This is a genomic window from Amantichitinum ursilacus, from assembly GCF_001294205.1.
GTDB lineage: Bacteria > Pseudomonadota > Gammaproteobacteria > Burkholderiales > Chitinibacteraceae > Amantichitinum > Amantichitinum ursilacus.
Genome location: NZ_LAQT01000003.1, coordinates 109,795 through 126,059, shown reverse-complemented (window position 1 = coordinate 126,059; position 16,265 = coordinate 109,795). Strand labels below are relative to the sequence as shown.

At 59.5% G+C, this 16,265-nt stretch carries 17 protein-coding genes; 7 read left to right on the top strand and 10 right to left on the bottom strand.

Annotated elements, in window-relative coordinates; translation table 11 throughout:
• The first annotated feature begins 79 nt into the window (after positions 1-79).
• The gene (locus WG78_RS05400; protein ID WP_053936775.1) at positions 80-319 is read left to right on the top strand and encodes a hypothetical protein; all 240 of its coding nucleotides are present in this window, start codon (positions 80-82) and stop codon (positions 317-319) included.
• A 33-nt stretch (positions 320-352) separates the two neighbouring features.
• On the opposite strand, the gene hda is transcribed toward WG78_RS05400, so the two are convergent.
• A complete protein-coding gene (gene hda, locus WG78_RS05395) occupies positions 353-1,024 on the bottom strand; it encodes a DnaA regulatory inactivator Hda (RefSeq protein WP_053936774.1) in 672 nt (223 codons plus the stop codon).
• Positions 1,025-1,339: 315 nt separating this feature from the next.
• On the opposite strand from hda, the gene purM reads away from it, so the two are divergent.
• From purM to WG78_RS05375, 4 genes are all read left to right on the top strand, one after another.
• Positions 1,340-2,383 carry a phosphoribosylformylglycinamidine cyclo-ligase gene (purM, locus tag WG78_RS05390; RefSeq protein WP_053936773.1) on the top strand — a complete coding sequence of 348 codons (1,044 nt, stop codon included), beginning with the start codon at positions 1,340-1,342 and terminating at the stop codon, positions 2,381-2,383.
• A gap of 94 nt (positions 2,384-2,477) precedes the next feature.
• Entirely contained in the window at positions 2,478-3,083 is a 606-nt protein-coding gene (gene purN / locus WG78_RS05385) for a phosphoribosylglycinamide formyltransferase (protein WP_053936772.1), read from the top strand.
• The gene (locus WG78_RS22325) at positions 3,080-4,360 is read left to right on the top strand and encodes a DUF3108 domain-containing protein (protein WP_053936771.1); all 1,281 of its coding nucleotides are present in this window, start codon (positions 3,080-3,082) and stop codon (positions 4,358-4,360) included. Before purN ends, WG78_RS22325 begins: the two co-directional genes overlap by 4 nt.
• A gap of 26 nt (positions 4,361-4,386) precedes the next feature.
• Positions 4,387-5,751 (top strand): RsmB/NOP family class I SAM-dependent RNA methyltransferase, encoded by a 1,365-nt coding sequence (locus WG78_RS05375; protein WP_083458786.1) that lies wholly within the window; start codon positions 4,387-4,389, stop codon positions 5,749-5,751.
• Positions 5,752-5,853: 102 nt separating this feature from the next.
• Here the strand turns inward: WG78_RS05375 and WG78_RS05370 are convergent, their stop codons facing one another.
• From WG78_RS05370 to WG78_RS05335, 8 genes are all read right to left on the bottom strand, one after another.
• Entirely contained in the window at positions 5,854-6,066 is a 213-nt protein-coding gene (locus tag WG78_RS05370) for a hypothetical protein (protein WP_152969070.1), read from the bottom strand.
• A gap of 385 nt (positions 6,067-6,451) precedes the next feature.
• On the bottom strand, positions 6,452-6,901 hold the full coding sequence (locus WG78_RS05365; protein WP_053936769.1) for a ClpXP protease specificity-enhancing factor: 450 nt from the start codon (positions 6,899-6,901) through the stop codon (positions 6,452-6,454).
• Positions 6,902-6,963: 62 nt separating this feature from the next.
• Positions 6,964-7,569 (bottom strand): glutathione S-transferase N-terminal domain-containing protein, encoded by a 606-nt coding sequence (locus tag WG78_RS05360; protein WP_053937021.1) that lies wholly within the window; start codon positions 7,567-7,569, stop codon positions 6,964-6,966.
• 185 nt (positions 7,570-7,754) lie between these two features.
• Positions 7,755-8,534 carry a cytochrome c1 gene (locus tag WG78_RS05355; protein ID WP_053936768.1) on the bottom strand — a complete coding sequence of 260 codons (780 nt, stop codon included), beginning with the start codon at positions 8,532-8,534 and terminating at the stop codon, positions 7,755-7,757.
• 14 nt (positions 8,535-8,548) lie between these two features.
• Complete coding sequence (locus WG78_RS05350; RefSeq protein WP_053937020.1) at positions 8,549-9,889, bottom strand: cytochrome b; 1,341 nt, start codon at positions 9,887-9,889, stop codon at positions 8,549-8,551.
• Positions 9,890-9,911: 22 nt separating this feature from the next.
• Positions 9,912-10,496, bottom strand: a complete 585-nt coding sequence (gene petA, locus WG78_RS05345; RefSeq protein ID WP_053936767.1) for a ubiquinol-cytochrome c reductase iron-sulfur subunit — start codon at positions 10,494-10,496, stop codon at positions 9,912-9,914.
• A 177-nt stretch (positions 10,497-10,673) separates the two neighbouring features.
• Positions 10,674-11,183, bottom strand: coding sequence for a hypothetical protein (locus tag WG78_RS05340; protein ID WP_152969069.1), 510 nt, complete (start codon positions 11,181-11,183; stop codon positions 10,674-10,676).
• Between the two features lie 6 nt (positions 11,184-11,189).
• Positions 11,190-11,942, bottom strand: coding sequence for a Nif3-like dinuclear metal center hexameric protein (locus tag WG78_RS05335; protein WP_053936765.1), 753 nt, complete (start codon positions 11,940-11,942; stop codon positions 11,190-11,192).
• Positions 11,943-11,956: 14 nt separating this feature from the next.
• On the opposite strand from WG78_RS05335, the gene WG78_RS05330 reads away from it, so the two are divergent.
• Entirely contained in the window at positions 11,957-13,123 is a 1,167-nt protein-coding gene (locus WG78_RS05330; protein WP_053936764.1) for a Do family serine endopeptidase, read from the top strand.
• An 86-nt stretch (positions 13,124-13,209) separates the two neighbouring features.
• Here WG78_RS05330 and WG78_RS05325 read toward each other — a convergent pair whose 3' ends face one another.
• Positions 13,210-15,183, bottom strand: a complete 1,974-nt coding sequence (locus WG78_RS05325; protein WP_053936763.1) for a monovalent cation:proton antiporter-2 (CPA2) family protein — start codon at positions 15,181-15,183, stop codon at positions 13,210-13,212.
• A gap of 103 nt (positions 15,184-15,286) precedes the next feature.
• Between WG78_RS05325 and WG78_RS05320 the strand changes: the two genes are divergently transcribed.
• Positions 15,287-16,264: a KpsF/GutQ family sugar-phosphate isomerase gene (locus WG78_RS05320; protein WP_053936762.1), complete on the top strand. Its 978-nt coding sequence runs from the start codon at positions 15,287-15,289 to the stop codon at positions 16,262-16,264.
• The last annotated feature ends 1 nt before the right edge of the window (position 16,265 follow it).

Genomic DNA, 16,265 nt, shown 5'->3' with positions numbered 1-16,265 from the left:
TATCGATACCGCCCGCGCATGGAGTGTCGCCACAATCTCACGTAATCTGTGCGCGTTTATCCTTGTTGCCGGAACCGGAATGCGCCCTACCCTGTTGATTGCTTTTGCTTTTTTACCCTTGCTGGGCGCATGTGGGGTGGTTTCGACTGCGGTGGATGTCGGGGTGACGGCGGTGAACGTGGGCGTAACCGCGGTCAACGTAACCACCACGGCGGCCGGTGTGGCTTATGACGCGGGCAAAGCCACGGTGAGTGGCGTCACTACGGTGGGCGGCTGGGCGATTGATGCGGCGCGTTCTGCACCACCTGCGGCGCCCTGACGGCTGACGCGGCCCATGGCCGCGTTGATCCTGCTAGAAATCGCGATCCGCGTGCAGCACTTCGCGCAATAGCGGCACCGTCACCGGGCGTTTTTGCGAAAGCGCATAGCGATTGGCCTGGGTGAGCACCGATTGCAGGCTGACCAGATCGCGGTCGGTATGGCGCAACAAATATTCGGCCGCTTCGGTCGACAAATCAAAACCCCACTCGCGCGCCTGTTTGCGCAACGCGGCCAGCTTGTCGGCATCGCTTAAAGGCTTGAGCTGATACACCAGGCCCCAGCCCAGGCGCGTGGTCAGATCGGTGCGTAATTCCAGCTGCATCGGCGGCACCGGGCCGGTGGCAATCAGACGACCATTGCCTTCACGCAACGTATTGAAGTGATCAAACAAGCGGATCTGCGCTTCAAAATCGAGATGCTCGACGTTATCGACCAGCAAGGCGGCGTCGGGCGCGATGGTGAGCGGCAAGGCCTGGCGCGCGCAATCCACCAGAATGGCGCCAGGCACGCGTTGCCGCGCTGCCGCCAGCAAGTGCGATTTGCCCACACTGGGGCCGCCCCATAGATACATGAACGACGCGTAGCTTTCGCCCGAAGCCCATTCGCCCAGCATGAACAAGGGCTCGGCGTTTTCGCCCGCCACATAGCCTTCAACGCTGGGCGGCTGTGGCAGATAGAGGTCCAGCACCAGTTGCTGGCTCATGGGCGGCCACGCTGCGACGGCACGGTGGCGCCAACCCGCGGACGTGCCGAAAGGCGCAGGCCAGCGAAGGCGGTGCGCAAGCGGAACATCGGCTGACGGGGAGTCGGGCGTTTCATCGCGGGATGCGTTAAAATACGGCGCTTTTGAATCGAACGGTCGTCAATTCTAGCTGCAACGCGCTATTCCCGCCATGAACGTGGGATAGATGCCGGTTTTACGCGCACCCCGCAGGCTGGCTTCAGGCACTTTTTGTCGACCGCTTTGACTTACCCGTTACGCAAACCGTTGTAGATCACGATGACCACGAGGCCACGCATGACCACCACCACCCCCGGTTTGAGCTATCGCGATGCAGGTGTCGATATCGACGCTGGCGATCAGCTTGTAGAGAACATCAAACCCTATGCCAAGCGCACCATGCGCCCCGAAGTTCTGAGCGGCATCGGCGGTTTTGGTGGTCTGGTGGAAATCTCGAAAAAGTACAAAGAACCGGTGCTGGTTTCGGGCACTGATGGCGTGGGCACCAAGCTCAAGCTGGCGTTCGAGCTCAATCGCCATGACACGGTCGGCATCGATCTGGTGGCCATGAGCGTCAACGACATTCTGGTGCAGGGCGCTGAGCCGCTGTTCTTCCTCGATTATTTTGCCTGCGGCAAGCTGCATGTGGATTCGGCTACCGAAGTGATCCGCGGCATCGCCCACGGCTGTGAACAAGCCGGCGCGGCGCTGATTGGCGGCGAAACCGCCGAGATGCCGGGCATGTATCCGGTGGGCGAATACGATCTGGCCGGCTTTGCCGTCGGCGTGGTCGAAAAAGCCAATATCATCACCGGCGAGCACATCAAGCCGGGCGATGTGGTGCTGGGCCTGGCCTCCAATGGCGCGCATTCCAATGGTTATTCGCTGGTGCGCAAGATCATGCATCTGGCCGAAGCCGATTACGCGGCGGAGTTTGATGGCGGCAAATCGCTGGCGGATGTGGTGATGGCCCCGACGCGCATCTACGTCAAACCGCTGCTGAAACTGATGCAAACGCTGACGGTGAAGGGCATGGCCCACATCACCGGCGGTGGTATTTCGGAAAACGTGCCGCGCGTGCTGCCCGCCAATGTAGTGGCGCAAGTCGACGCCAAGAGCTGGACCATGCCCAAGCTGTTCCAGTGGCTGCAAGAGAAAGGCAATGTGGCCGCCGACGAAATGTATCGCACGTTTAACTGCGGTATCGGCATGGTGGTGATTGTGGATGCGGCGGATGCCGATGCCGCAATCGCCACGCTGGAGGCTGAAGGCGAAACCGTGTACCGCATTGGTCTGGTGCGCGAACGCCAGGGCGACGAGCATCAGACCCAGGTGGCCTGATCCGGCGCAGTAATCGCCAGGCCGCCCGTGTCTGTTCTGCAGCACGGGCGGCTTGTGTTTTTAGCCTCTCCTCTCCGGCACTGATATCCGCCTTATGAAGAACATCGTCATCCTGATTTCTGGTCGCGGCAGCAACATGCAGGCGATCGTCAACGCGCGCATTGCGGGCGCTCGTGTTGCCGCCGTGATTTCGAACCGGCCGCAAGCGGCAGGACTGACATGGGCGCAGCAAAACGGCATCGCCACCGCGGTGCTGGATCATAAAGAATTTGCCGACCGCGACCAGTTTGATGCCGCGCTGATGACGCTGATCGACCAGCACGCGCCCGATCTGGTGGTGCTGGCTGGCTTTATGCGGATTGTGACCCCGGCGTTTGTGGCGCATTACGCCAACCGCATGATCAATGTGCATCCGTCGCTGTTGCCCGCGTTTACTGGTTTGCACACGCATGCGCGCGCCATTGAAGCGGGCGTCAAACTGCATGGTTGCACCGCGCACTTTGTAACGGCCGAACTCGATCATGGCCCGATCATCGCGCAAGCAGCGGTGCCAGTGCTGGACGACGACACGCCCGAAACGCTGGAGGCGCGCGTACTGGAATGCGAGCACACGCTGTATCCGCAGGCGGTCGCCCGCTTTGTGGCCGGTGGCCTGCAGATCGATGGTCATCGCGTGCGCGATACGCAGCAGGTGGCATGACCGCGCCGCGCGCCCATCGCCGCTGGAGTCGCTCGCGCCTACTGTTGCTGGGCGCTTTTGTGTTATCGCTGATCCTGCATGTAATCACCGTTAGTGGCGATCTGATCTACGCATGGTGGACCAATACCCCGATCGATCTGAATGAAAAGCTGAGCAAGGTAACGCACAAGCTGGAAGATCAGTCGTGGGACGACGACGAGCTGCCCACGTCGCTGAAGAATGTAAAACGGCCAGAACGACAGACGATCTGGCTGCAGCCCAAACAACCGCTGAAGCTGGCGGCGGCGCCCACGCCGGTGCCGACACCCGCGCCAACGCCCAAGCCAAAACCGCGGCCCAAGCCGACGCCGACGCCCAGCCCGGTGCTGGCGGAAACCGGTACGCCGGCCAGCAGCGCATCCGAAGTTGCAGCGGTCACACCGACGCCGGAACCGCTGTTTACGGCCGATAAAGCCTCGGCCGCAGCCGCCAGCATGATGATGGCCGCAGCCACGCCGATACCGACCGTGCCGCCCGCACCCGCGCCCGCATCGCACCCGGCTGCAGCGTCCGCGCCAGATGCCAGTGCGGTGGCGGCGCTGGCCAATGGCCCGCTCAAACACAAAGGGTTTCCGCGCCATGCGGTGATCACGTATCTGTATCGTGGCTTGCCGATACCGGCGCGCATGACCTGGGAAGTTGAAAACGGCCGTTACAGTATCCGGCTGGCGGCGGCGATGTTCGGCAAAAGTCGGGCTTTAAGCAGCGAAGGCAGTATCAGCAGTCGCGGTCTGGTGCCCGAGCACTACACCGACATGCGTGACGGCAAGGTGCAGAACGAGGCCGTATTTGATTGGGCCAACAATGTCGTAAACATGCATGATGGCGACAAACATCCCACCGGCGCGCTAAAACCGGGCGATCAGGATTTGCTGTCGGCGCCGTTCCAGTTTGCGCAACAGGGTTCGCGGCTGAAGGACTTTACGTTCTCATTGGCCAGCGGGCGCAAGTTTTATCAGGACGTGCCGTTCGAGATACGCGGCCAGGCCACATTGCGTCTGGGCGGCAAGCCCGTTGACGCGGTGGTGCTGCATGGCACGTTTGAAGATCGCGTGTTTGATTTCTGGCTGGCGCCGCAATGGTCTAACCTGCCAGTACGCATGGTGATTGTGTTGGGCAAGGACGCGCCGATCGATGTGGTGGCCACCGAGGTGACCATCGAAGGCAATACCGTGCTCGAACCGCCGATTGCGGGCATAGATCGTCCGCATCCGCCTGGCGGCACACTTAACCGTTAGTTTTTTATCCTTACCAAAGAAGCACCATGATTCTCACCCCGATTCAATATGACGCCGTACTGGAAGCGCTGGACCAGATCCTGCCGTTTTCCGCGCCGGCTGACGTGTGTATGTCGCGCATGTTCCGCGAAAACAAGCGCCTTGGCGCGCGTGATCGCACTGCTATCGCCGAAACCGTATTTGCGCTGCTGCGTAATCTGCCCAAGCTGAAATGGGTGGCCGGTGACGACGCCGGTGGCCGTTTATGGCTGCTGGCGCTGCATTCCGCCGTCGAAAAACGCAATATGAAAGAGCTGGCGACCACGTATCGTGAAAACCAACTCGACATCGCGCAGAAATGGAAAGCACTGGACTGGAACACCGCCCCACTGGCCGTGCGCGCTAACCTCACCGAGTGGATTGTGGAAGCGCTGCAAGCCGAAGGTCGTAGCGAAGAAGAAATCCTGGCTGTGGGCAATTCGCTGGCGCACAACGCCGCGCTGGATATACGCGCCAACATTCTCAAAACCAAACGCGACACGCTGCTGGAACAACTTAAGGCGGAAGAATTTCCGGCTGAAGCCACGCCGTATTCGCCATGGGGCATCCGTCTGGTGGGCAAGCCCAACCTGGCGCGCCATCCGCTGTTTCTGGCCGGCAATTTTGAGGTGCAGGACGAAGGCAGCCAGCTGCTGGCGATTCTGACTGGCGTTAAGCGGGGCCAGATGGTGACCGATTTCTGCGCAGGCGCGGGTGGCAAGACGCTGGCGATTGGCGCGGTGATGCAATCTACCGGCCGTTTGTACGCGTTTGATATCTCGGAAAAACGCCTGGCCAACCTGAAGCCGCGTCTGGCGCGTTCGGGCTTGTCGAATGTGCAGCCGCAGTTGATCGCGTCGGAGCACGACCAGAAGATCAAACGTCTGGCGGGTAAGATGGATGCGGTGCTGGTGGATGCGCCGTGCTCGGGCCTGGGTACGTTGCGCCGCAATCCGGACCTGAAATATCGGCAGTCGCCCAAGAGCGTGAACGAGCTGAACCAGTTGCAGCAATCGATTCTGGCTTCGGCATCGCGCCTGGTGAAGGCCGGCGGCCGTCTGGTTTACGCCACCTGCAGTATTCTGGATCGCGAGAACAAGGAAGTGGTCGACGCTTTCCTCGCCACGCACCCCGACTTTGAGCGCATCGACGTGCGTGATCTGTTGGCCAAAGAAAAGATCGAGCTGGCGCTGACCGGCACCGATCTGCAACTGACGCCGATGCAGCATGGCACCGATGGTTTCTATGCTGCGGTGTTGCAGCGCAAAGCCGCTGGCGCCAAGCCCGCCCCTGCCGACGCCGCAGAAGAAGGTGAGACCGTCGCTGATGCTGTGCCTGCCACTGAGGCTGATGCGGGCGCTGATGCCGAATAAGCCAAGGCGTTAAGCCGGACGTAAAAAAACCCGCAGCGGTAGAAGCTGCGGGTTTTTTTTTGGCTGTCTGGATGCGCTCGTTGCGCGTGGCGATGTCGAAACTTATTCGACGATCATCACCAGCTTGTCGACCGGCTCCATGCGGCTCTTGCCCGGACCCCAGCACACTTTAGCGCGCTTGCCCACTTGGTACAGGACGATGCCGTCGATGCGTTCCGGCTCGCCCAGGGCGCTGGCGCGGTTAACGCGAGTGTTGGGGGCCAGGGATTGAATGTCAGAACCAATCTTGCCGAAGAACGGGATGCTGATAGCCATGATGCTTGCTCCTGCGAGTTGAATGTCAATGAGCGAATCATACACCATGCGTAGTTAAACTACGTAGCCAAATTTAAAACGTTCGTCGGTTTTTAACTACATTCTAGCGGCAAGCAAATTTGTCAGTGTTACATAAAATGCTTTATTAACAGCACATTGCATTCATTATTTCGCGTTTTACAGCGCAAAAAGCCAAAAATCACGTAGTACAAATGATGCGAGCAACAATTATAACCGCACCATTTTGGCTTAATACTACGTAGTTTTTGCATGCAAACTGCACTACATCGGGGATCGGCGGCGCTTTACCTCGCGACCGACGCAAAAAAGCCCGCTACCAGAGCGGGCTTTTACGTTGTGACCCGTAGTGCGGCCACAAAAACAGTTATTTGACTACGCGTAGATGCGAACGGCCTGCCGGACGTGGCGGCTCAGGCGGCGTGTGATCATCGTCGTCATCCGGCTTGTCGGCGCTATGGTCCGAAGCGGCCGGCGCGTCATCCAGCAAGGCGGCTTCGGGCGGCGCTTCGTATTCAAAGCCCATGCCTTCACCGTTTTCCCGCGAGAAGATCGACACCACAGCGCCCACGGGAATCACGATATCGCGCGACACGCCGTTAAAGCGCGCTGAAAACGACACAAAATCGTTACTCAAGCTCAGGTTACGTGTGGCGTTATAGCTGATATTGAGCACGATTTCGTTATTCTTTACGTACTCCATCGGCACCTGCATCTTGTCGCGAACGGACACGACCAGGTACGGCGTAAAGCCATGATCAGAGCACCATTCGTGAATGGCGCGGATCAGATAAGGTTTGGTGGAGATCGATGACATGAACGTACCCCGATAACGAGGACTGCGCGGCCGAATGTGGCCGCGCCTGTCCTCACTCTATATCACTTGCGCATGGCTTTTTCGTTGGCGGTCAGCGAATCAATAAACGCCTGACGGCTGAACAGACGCTCACCGTATTTCATTACCGAAGCCAGCGGCTTGGTCACTTCGATGCCGTAGTGCTCAAAGCGCCACAGCAGCGGTGCAATCGCCACGTCCAGCATCGAGAACTCTTCACCCAGCATGAACTTTTGCTTGGTGAACAGCGGGGCGATCTGGGTGAGGTTGTCGCGGATGGTGGTGCGGGCCAGGTCTTGCGCTTTCTTGGTGGCCGCGCCGTCTTCCAGCGTTTTGACGTGTACGAACAGCTCGCGTTCAAAATTGAACAGCATCAGGCGAGCGCGAGCGCGCATCACCGGATCAGCCGGCATCAGTTGCGGATGCGGAAAGCGTTCGTCGATGTATTCGTTGATGATATTGGATTCGTACAGCGTGAGATCACGCTCAACCAGCACCGGAACCTCGTTGTACGGGTTCATGACGGCCAGGTCTTCCGGCTTGCTGTGGACATCGACGTCGATGATTTCGAAGTCCATGCCTTTTTCAAACAGGACAATACGGCAGCGATGGCTAAACGGGCAGGAGGTGCCGGAATACAGCTTCATCATAAACGGGATACTCCAGATGGATTTCGCAAAGCGTTGAATTTTAAAGCTTTTGCTGCAGAAAAGCGAATTTAGGCACATAAGCCCATGATCTGCAACGATAAATCGCTATTTTCCTGGAATATTTCAGACGTAAAAAAACGGAGCCCGCAGGCTCCGTTTTTATTGATACCGGCAAACTGTCACGCTTAGTGCTCGACGTCTTTCCAGTAGTCTTTCTTCAGCGCATAAACCAGCGGCAGCAGAATGAACAGCAGGAACAACACGACCGCGTAACCGATCTGCTCGCGATGGATTTGCGCCGGTTCGCTCATGTAAACCATGAAGTTAACCAGATCGCCCACGCGCTTGTCGTAGTCGGTGGTATCGGCCTTTTCGCCGTCCAGATGGGTCAGCAGACCCGCTTGGGTGAGCTTGACACCCACCAGCGTCTGCACGTCTTTGCCGTTCACTTTCTCGGTTTTGTAAACCGGATCCTGGCGACCTTGCAGCTCCCACAGCACATGCGGCATGCCCACTTTGTCGAACACGGCGTTGTTCCAGCCGGTCGGGCGGGAATCATCGCGGTAGAACGAACGCAGATAGGTATACAGCCAGTCCGCGCCACGGGCACGGGCTTCCAGCGACAGATCAGGTGGCGCGGCGCCGAGCCATTGCTTGGCATCGGCGTTGGTCATGGCCACTTTCATGATGTTGCCGACCTTGTCGGTGGTAAACATCAGGTTGTTCTTGATCTGGTCTTCGGTCAGGCCAATGTCTTGCAGGCGGTTGTAGCGCAACATGGTTGCACCATGACACGACAGGCAATAGTTAACAAAGGTCTGCGCGCCGCGTTGCAGCGATTCAGCGTCCTGGATGTTAACCGGGGCCTTGTCCAGCTCAGGGCCACCTTCTTCAGCAAAAGAGAAAGAGGCCAGCGGCAGTGCCAGTACAGCGGCGGCAAGCCAAACACGTAAATTCAGTTTCATGGCTGCGGTTGTCCTTAAATCACTTTGGCGAAGAGCGCGGCCAGCGCGAACGTAATCAGGAAGTACACGATCATCTTCACCTTGGCCGAGAACGGCGGCACGGTGGTGCGATCAGGCACAGGCTTGTACGTATCGATCTTCGAGATGATCGGCATGCCGAGGAAGAAGGCGAAATACACCACGGACAGAATGCGCGAAACCAGCGTGCGGATATCGGTCGGCGGCAGCGCACCCAGCATGCCCAGGCCGATAAACGCCACGATAAAGGCCACCAGCGCGCCCTTGAACACCGGACCGCGATAACGCACGGACTTGACCGGCGAGCGATCCAGCCACGGCAGCAGCGCAATCATCACCACAGCGGCGCCCATCGCCAACACGCCCCACACCTGCGTGCCCAGGAACGACGGCACGGCGCGCAGAATGGCGTAGAACGGCGTGAAGTACCAAACCGGCGCAATGTGCGGCGGCGTCTTCAGCGGATCTGCCGGGATGAAGTTGTTGTCTTCGAGGAAGAAGCCAAACATGTTCGGTTTAAAGAACACGATGCTGGAGAACACGATCAGGAACACCACTACACCCAGGATGTCCTTGATGGTGTAGTGCGGGTGCATCGGCACGCTGTCGATCGGGTAACCAGTTACCGGGTCTTTGTGCTTTTTGATATCCACGCCGTCCGGGTTGTTGGAACCCACTTCGTGCAGCGCAATCAAGTGAGCCATCACCAGCGCCAGCAGCACCAGCGGCACGGCAATCACGTGCAGCGCAAAGAAGCGGTTCAGCGTGACGTCCGACACCACGAAGTCACCGCGGATGAAGGTGGACAGATCCGGGCCAATCACAGGGATCGATGCAAACAGGTTAACAATCACCTGCGCGCCCCAGAACGACATCTGACCCCACGGCAGCAGATAACCGAGGAACGCTTCGGCCATCAGGCACAGGAAGACCAGCGAGCCAAACACCCAGATCAGTTCGCGCGGCTTGTGGAACGAGCCGTAGATCAGACCGCGGAACATATGCAGGTAAACCACGACGAAGAACATCGAGGCGCCGGTGGAGTGCATGTAACGGATGATCCAGCCACCCGCGACGTCGCGCATGATGTATTCCACCGAGTTGAACGCGACGGAAACGTTAGTGCCAGGAATCCACGAGCCATCCGGCTTGTAGTTCATGGTCAGGAAAATACCGGTAACGATCTGCAGCACCAGCACCAGCAGGGCCAGCGAGCCGAAGAAATACCAGAAGTTGAAGTTTTTAGGCGCCCGGTATTCGGACATCTGGGACTTCCAGGTGGCGGTCAGCGGAAACCGCGCGTCCACCCAGTCCAGGAGTTGTTGTGCTTTGCTCATGTTCATGCCTCAGTAGTGGCGTTTACTTGTCTTCACCGATACGAATCGTGGTATCGGTCAGGAACTTGTAGGGCGGGATCGGCAGATTCAGCGGTGCCGGCACACCCTTGTAAACACGACCGGCGAGGTCGTACTTGGAGCCATGACAGGGGCAGTAGTAGCCGCCCAGCCAGCCCGGGCCCAGATCGGCCGGCGCGAGATCCGGACGATAAGTGGGCGAACAGCCGAGGTGGGTGCAGACGCCGGTAGCAACCCAGATCTCAGGCTTGAGTGCGCGTGCTTCATTTTTGGCGTAGTCAGGCTGATCGCTCGAATCCGATTTCGGATCGGCCAGTTCGCCATCCAGCTTGGGCAGGCTGTCGATCATTTCTTTGGTGCGCTTGACCACCCACACTGGCTTGCCACGCCATTCCACGTTGACCTTCTGGCCCATTTCGAGCTTGCTGATATCAACTTCCACCGGTGCGCCTGCGGCCTTGGCGCGCTCCGAGGGCAAAAAGCTGGCTACAAAAGGTGTGGCAATTCCGGCCACGGCCACGGCGCCTGCGCCGCTGCTGGCGAGCAGCAGAAACCGCCGTTTGCTGTTATCAACGTGCTGGTCACTCATAACCCGATCCCTGACTTGATGGTGAACGAGAAACCGTCGTGGGCGGTCTTTAAAAGACGCAACGCCACCCGGTCCCTGGTTAAAACTGCTGAATTCTACCCGACCGACGGCCTGAACTCAAAGCCGCAATATCATGAGGGTTATTTGACCGCCACAAGCATTAACGGCCGGTGTTGCCTAGTGCCAGTTACCGCCTTGCGCGTAACCGCCCAGTTCCTGATTGAGTTTGTCGGCCACCACGCCGGTGATCTCGGCGACTTTTTCGCGCGCCGTTCCAGGATAGCTCACCTGAAACACCCGTGCCGAAAGCTGCAGGCCGCCATTAACCGGCGCCAGCAGATAAACCATGCGCGCTTCGGTCGGTTGCTTGGCATTCGGAATAGTCTGGGCAAATTCGGCCTTGTTGCTGGAGCGATTGCGCAGCGTCATGCCCTTGCCGGTCCGGTATTTGACGACGTCATCCAGGATGGCGGCAGCCGGGCGGCCCGCAATCAGCACGCTGGGCGCGGCGGTGACTTTGGGCAGTTTGGTATCGGGCAACGGCTGGCCCAGTGGCACCGGCGTAATCACGTTGCCGCTATGTGCGGTCGAAGCGGTGGTCGGGGAAGACGTGCTGGCGCAGCCAGCCAGAATCAGCGCGGCCACAAGGGCGACGCCAGCATGGCGAATCGAAAGAGTAGAAGTCACAAGCATTTACACCGGATTGGGAATGTCGAGATGAGTCACATCAAGGCCGAAGTGTTCCGCCAGATGTGCGCCCAGCGCGCGAACCCCGCCACGCTCGGTGGCGTGGTGACCGGCGGCGACAAAGGCGACGCCGGATTCACGCGCGGTATGGGTGACGAACTCGGAGGCCTCGCCCGTCACAAAGCAATCAATATCCAGCGTCGCGGCTTCATGAAAAAAGCTCTGCGCGCCGCCGGTACACCAGCCGATGCGACGTAGCGGTTTGTCCAGATCGCCAATCAACAAGGGCTCGCGCTCCAGCATGCTATGCAAACGCGCGCCCAGCTGACGCAAAGTGACAGGCGCATCAAATTCTCCGATCCACGCCAGGTTCTGTTCGCCAAACTGCCCCACCGTCCGCGCGCCCAGAATTTGACCAAGCGTCGCGTTATTGCCCACGTCCGGGTGGGCGTCCAGCGGCAAGTGATAAGCGAACAGATTAATATCCGTGCTGATCAGGCGGGCGATGCGGGCTTTTTTGGTGCCCGTGATCGGGGCGGCTTCGCCTTTCCAGAAATAACCGTGATGCACCAGCAAGGCGTCCGCGCCAATGGCATGGGCGGCTTCAATCGCGGCCAGACTGGCCGTGACAGCCGTGGCAATGCGCTGGATACTGGCGCGGCCTTCAACCTGAATCCCGTTCGGGCAGTAATCGCGAAATAAAGAAACCCGCAAGTATTGTCCGATATAATTTTCAAGCTCTTGTCTGGAAACCGACATCAACCCACGCCTTTATGAAAAAACTCTGGCTGATTTTCGCACAAACCACCACCATCGGGCTGGCGATCTGGTTTCTGCTCACCTTGCTGAATCCGGCGTGGTTACCGGTTAACAAGGCGCGCGAAGTGATCACCCTGCGCGAATCCAATCGCGCTTCAGCCCCTGTCGCGTCGATGCCGACGCGCGAAACGCCGCCTTTGGCGGTGAGCTTTAGCGCCGGTGCGCGCAAGGCCATGCCCGCGGTGGTCAATATCTATACGTCGAAAGAAGTGCGCTCGCCCCGGCACCCGATGCTCAACGATCCGTTCTTTCGCAAATTCTTTGGCAATGACGACCCGCAACGCGCATCCAGCCTTGGTTCTGGCGTGATCGTGTCGGAGCAGGGGTATATCGTCACCAACAACCACGTGGTCGAATCGGCCGACGAGATTGAAGTGGCGCTGGCCGATGGCCGCACCGCCGATGCGCGCGTGGTCGGCGCGGACCCCGATACCGATCTGGCCGTCATCAAAGTGGAAGAAGGCAAGCTGCCCACCATTTCTTTTGCCGATGTCGACAAAGTGCAGATCGGCGATGTGGTGCTGGCCATTGGCAACCCGTTTGGCGTGGGCCAGACGGTGACGATGGGCATTGTGTCGGCGCTGGGCCGCTCGCAGCTGGGCATCAATACTTTCGAGAACTTTATCCAGACCGATGCGCCGATCAACCCGGGTAACTCAGGCGGCGCGCTGGTTGATACCCAGGGCAGTCTGGTTGGCATCAACGCCGCGATTTATTCGCAATCGGGCGGCTCGTTGGGGATCGGCTTTGCCATTCCGGCCACCACCGTGCGTCAGGTCATGGAAGCGATCATCAAGGACGGCAAGGTGACGCGCGGCTGGTTGGGCGTTGAAGCGCAGGATGTCACGCCCGAGCTGGCCGCATCGTTCAAGCTGATGCCTGCGCACGGGGCGTTGATTGCCGGTGTGGTGCGCGGCAGCCCGGCCGATAAATCAGGCATCCGCCCCGGCGATATTCTGCTGACCGTGGGCAAGAAAGATGTGCGCGATTCGTCCGGCATGCTTAACCAGATTGCCGAACTGAAGCCCGAAGACACCGTTGAGATGCATGTGTTTCGCAACGGTAAAGATCTGACGCTGCAGGTTAAAGTAGGCAAACGGCCCAAGCTGGCGCAACGCTGATCCAGCACGCGAGACTGCAGAAACAACAACGGGGTGGATACATAATCCACCCCGTTTGTACTTGCGGCGCTCAATCAGGGTCTGACTCAAGCGCCTTTAAGGAGTACGACTTCCGCCGCCGCCAGGCCTTCCGGCTCGCCCAGCAATACCATCACATCGCCTTCGCACAACACGAAGTCGGCCTCGGGTTCCACCGGGCGCATATTGGTCCGGCGCACGCTTTTTACTTCGATATGCATGGCGTCCAGCGCCAGCCCGCCCACCGCTTTGCCGATGGCCGCCGCACCTGCAATCAGATGCACACTGTGCAAACGCGGCGCAGGCCGGTCGCCTTCGTTTTCCAGGTCATCGCTGGTGCTGCGGAAAAAGCCGCGGAACATCTGATAGCGATCTTCCCGCACGCTGCGGATGCGTTTGAGCACGCGATTCAGCGGCACGCCAAGCAGCATCAGCGTGTGCGAGGCCAGCATCAGGCTGCCTTCCATGATTTCGGCCACTACTTCGGCCGCGCCCGCCGCTTTCAGCTTGTCGATATCGCTGTCGTCATAGGTGCGCACAATTACGGGCAGTTCGGGCTTGAGCTGATGCACCAGCTCCAGAATCTTCAGTGCCGAGTGGGTGTCGGCATAAGTGACGATCAAGGCGCGCGCGCGCATCAGGCCGGCCGCCAGCAATACTTCGCGCTTGGCGGCATCGCCATACACCACTGATTCGCCCGCCGCGCCCGCTTCGCGCACGCGCTCGGGGTCCAGATCAAGCGCGAAAAACGGAATGTCTTCTTGCGCCAGAAAGCGCCCCAGCGACTGGCCGCTACGGCCAAAACCGCACAGCACCACGTGCCCTTGCGCCTGCATCGACCGCACCGCAATCAAATGCAAGTTGGCTGCCATATTGTTCCATTCGGAACTGGCAAACCGCAGCACCAGCTTGTCGCTGTAGCGGATCACAAACGGCGTGGCCAGCATCGACAAGACCACGCCTGCGATGGTGGCTTGATGCAGCCCAGGCGGCACAATGCCCGCCGTGCCCGCCACTGCCAGCAATACAAAGGCAAACTCACCACCCTGCCCCAAGGCAAAACCTGTGCGCAAACTGGTGCCAGGCGTATTGCCAAACAGTCGCGCCAGGCCCGAGATCAGCAACATCTTCACCGGCCCCATCAGGATCATCACGCCCAACACCAGCCACCAGCGTTGCAGCAGCGTACTGAAATCCAGGTTCATGCCCACCGTGATAAAGAAAAATCCCAGCAGCAAATCCCGGAACGGGCGGATATCGTCTTCCACCTGATAGCGATATTGGGTTTCGGCAATCAACATGCCCGCCAGGAATGCGCCCAACGCCAGAGACAAGCCCGCCAGATCGGTCAGCCAGGCGATGCCCAGCGTAATCAGCAGCAGGTTGATCATGAACAGTTCGCTGGAATGCTGGCGCGCCACCATGTTGAACCACGGCCGCATCAGCTTCTGGCCCAGGTACAACAGCAGGAACAGCACCACCCCGATCTTGACCACCGCCAGGCCCAGCGCATACAGCATCTCGGGGCCGGGGCGGCTCAGCGCCGGGATCATGATCAGCTGCGGCACCACCGCCAGATCCTGGAACAACAACACGCCGATGGCGTTCTGGCCGTGCGGCGCGTTGATTTCATTGCGTTCGGCCAGTAGCCGCGACACCATCGCCGTCGAAGACATCGCCAGCGCGCCGCCCAGCGCCAGACCGGTTTTCCATTCGGCGCCGGCCAGCAAGGTCACACCACACACCAGCAGGGCGGTCACCGCCACCTGGCTAGCGCCCAGGCCAAACACCACACGGCGCATCGCCACCAGGCGGGCCAGGTTAAATTCGAGGCCGAGCGTAAACATCAGGAACACCACGCCAAATTCCGCCAGGTGATCGGCATTTTCAGACGAGGCCACCAGCCCCAACGCGTGCGGGCCCATAAACATCCCCACCACCAGATAACCCAGCATGGCGGGCAGTTTGATGCTGCGACAGGCAACGACGGTAATGACGGCTGCTGCCAACAACAGCAACACGGAGTGCAGGTGGATGGGCATGTGCAGGTTCGACGGAATTTTGTGCGTACCAGCATACCCACAGACTCCGTTCGTAACAACGCGGCTGGCATGAGACTTGCATGCTCTTTTATACTGTCAGGCTATGAGCTCATCCAAAGACTCCCGATTCATTGCGCGCGCCCGGCGCGTGCTGTCCGTAGAAGCGGCCGCGCTGGACACCGCCTCTGCCCGTATCGACGCCTCGTTTGCCGAGGCCTGTGAGCTACTGCTGGCCTGCAAGGGCCGTGTGGCCGTCACCGGCATGGGCAAATCCGGCCACGTGGCGCGCAAGATTGCCGCCACCTTGTCGAGCACCGGCACGCCCGCGCTGTTTCTGCATCCTGGCGAAGCTGCCCATGGCGATTTAGGCATGGTGACGCCGCAAGACGTTGTGCTGGCCTTGTCGTATTCAGGCGAGAGCGATGAATTGCTGGCCATCGTGCCCAGCCTTAAACGCCTGGGCGTACCCATCATTGCGCTGACTGGCAATCGCGAATCCACGCTGGGGCGCGAAGCCCGGGTGTGGCTGGACGCCAGCGTGGCGCAAGAGGCTTGCCCGCTTAATCTGGCCCCCACGGCCAGCACCACCGTGGCTTTGGCACTCGGCGACGCGCTGGCGGTGGCGCTGCTGGAAGAACGCGGCTTTGGCGCGGAAGACTTCGCCCAGTCGCATCCGGGCGGCAGCCTGGGCCGCCGCTTGCTGATCCACGTGGCCGATATCATGCGCCACGGCGACGCCCTGCCCGTAGTACACACCACCACCACCGTGCGCGATGCGCTGATGGAAATCAGCCGCAAAGGCCTGGGCATGACCGCTGTGCTGGATGAACAACACAATCTGGTTGGTATTTTTACCGATGGCGATCTGCGCCGAGCACTCGATCGCAATGTCGACGTCCACCAGACTTGCGTGGCCGATGTGATGACCAACAACCCGGTCACCATCGAAGCCAGCCGGCTGGCGGCTGAGGCCGTGTTGATCATGGAATCCCGGCGCATTGGCGCCTTGCTGGTAATGCAGCAAGGCCGGCTGACCGGCGCACTCAATATGCACGACCTGCTTCAGGCGCGTGTGGTCTGAC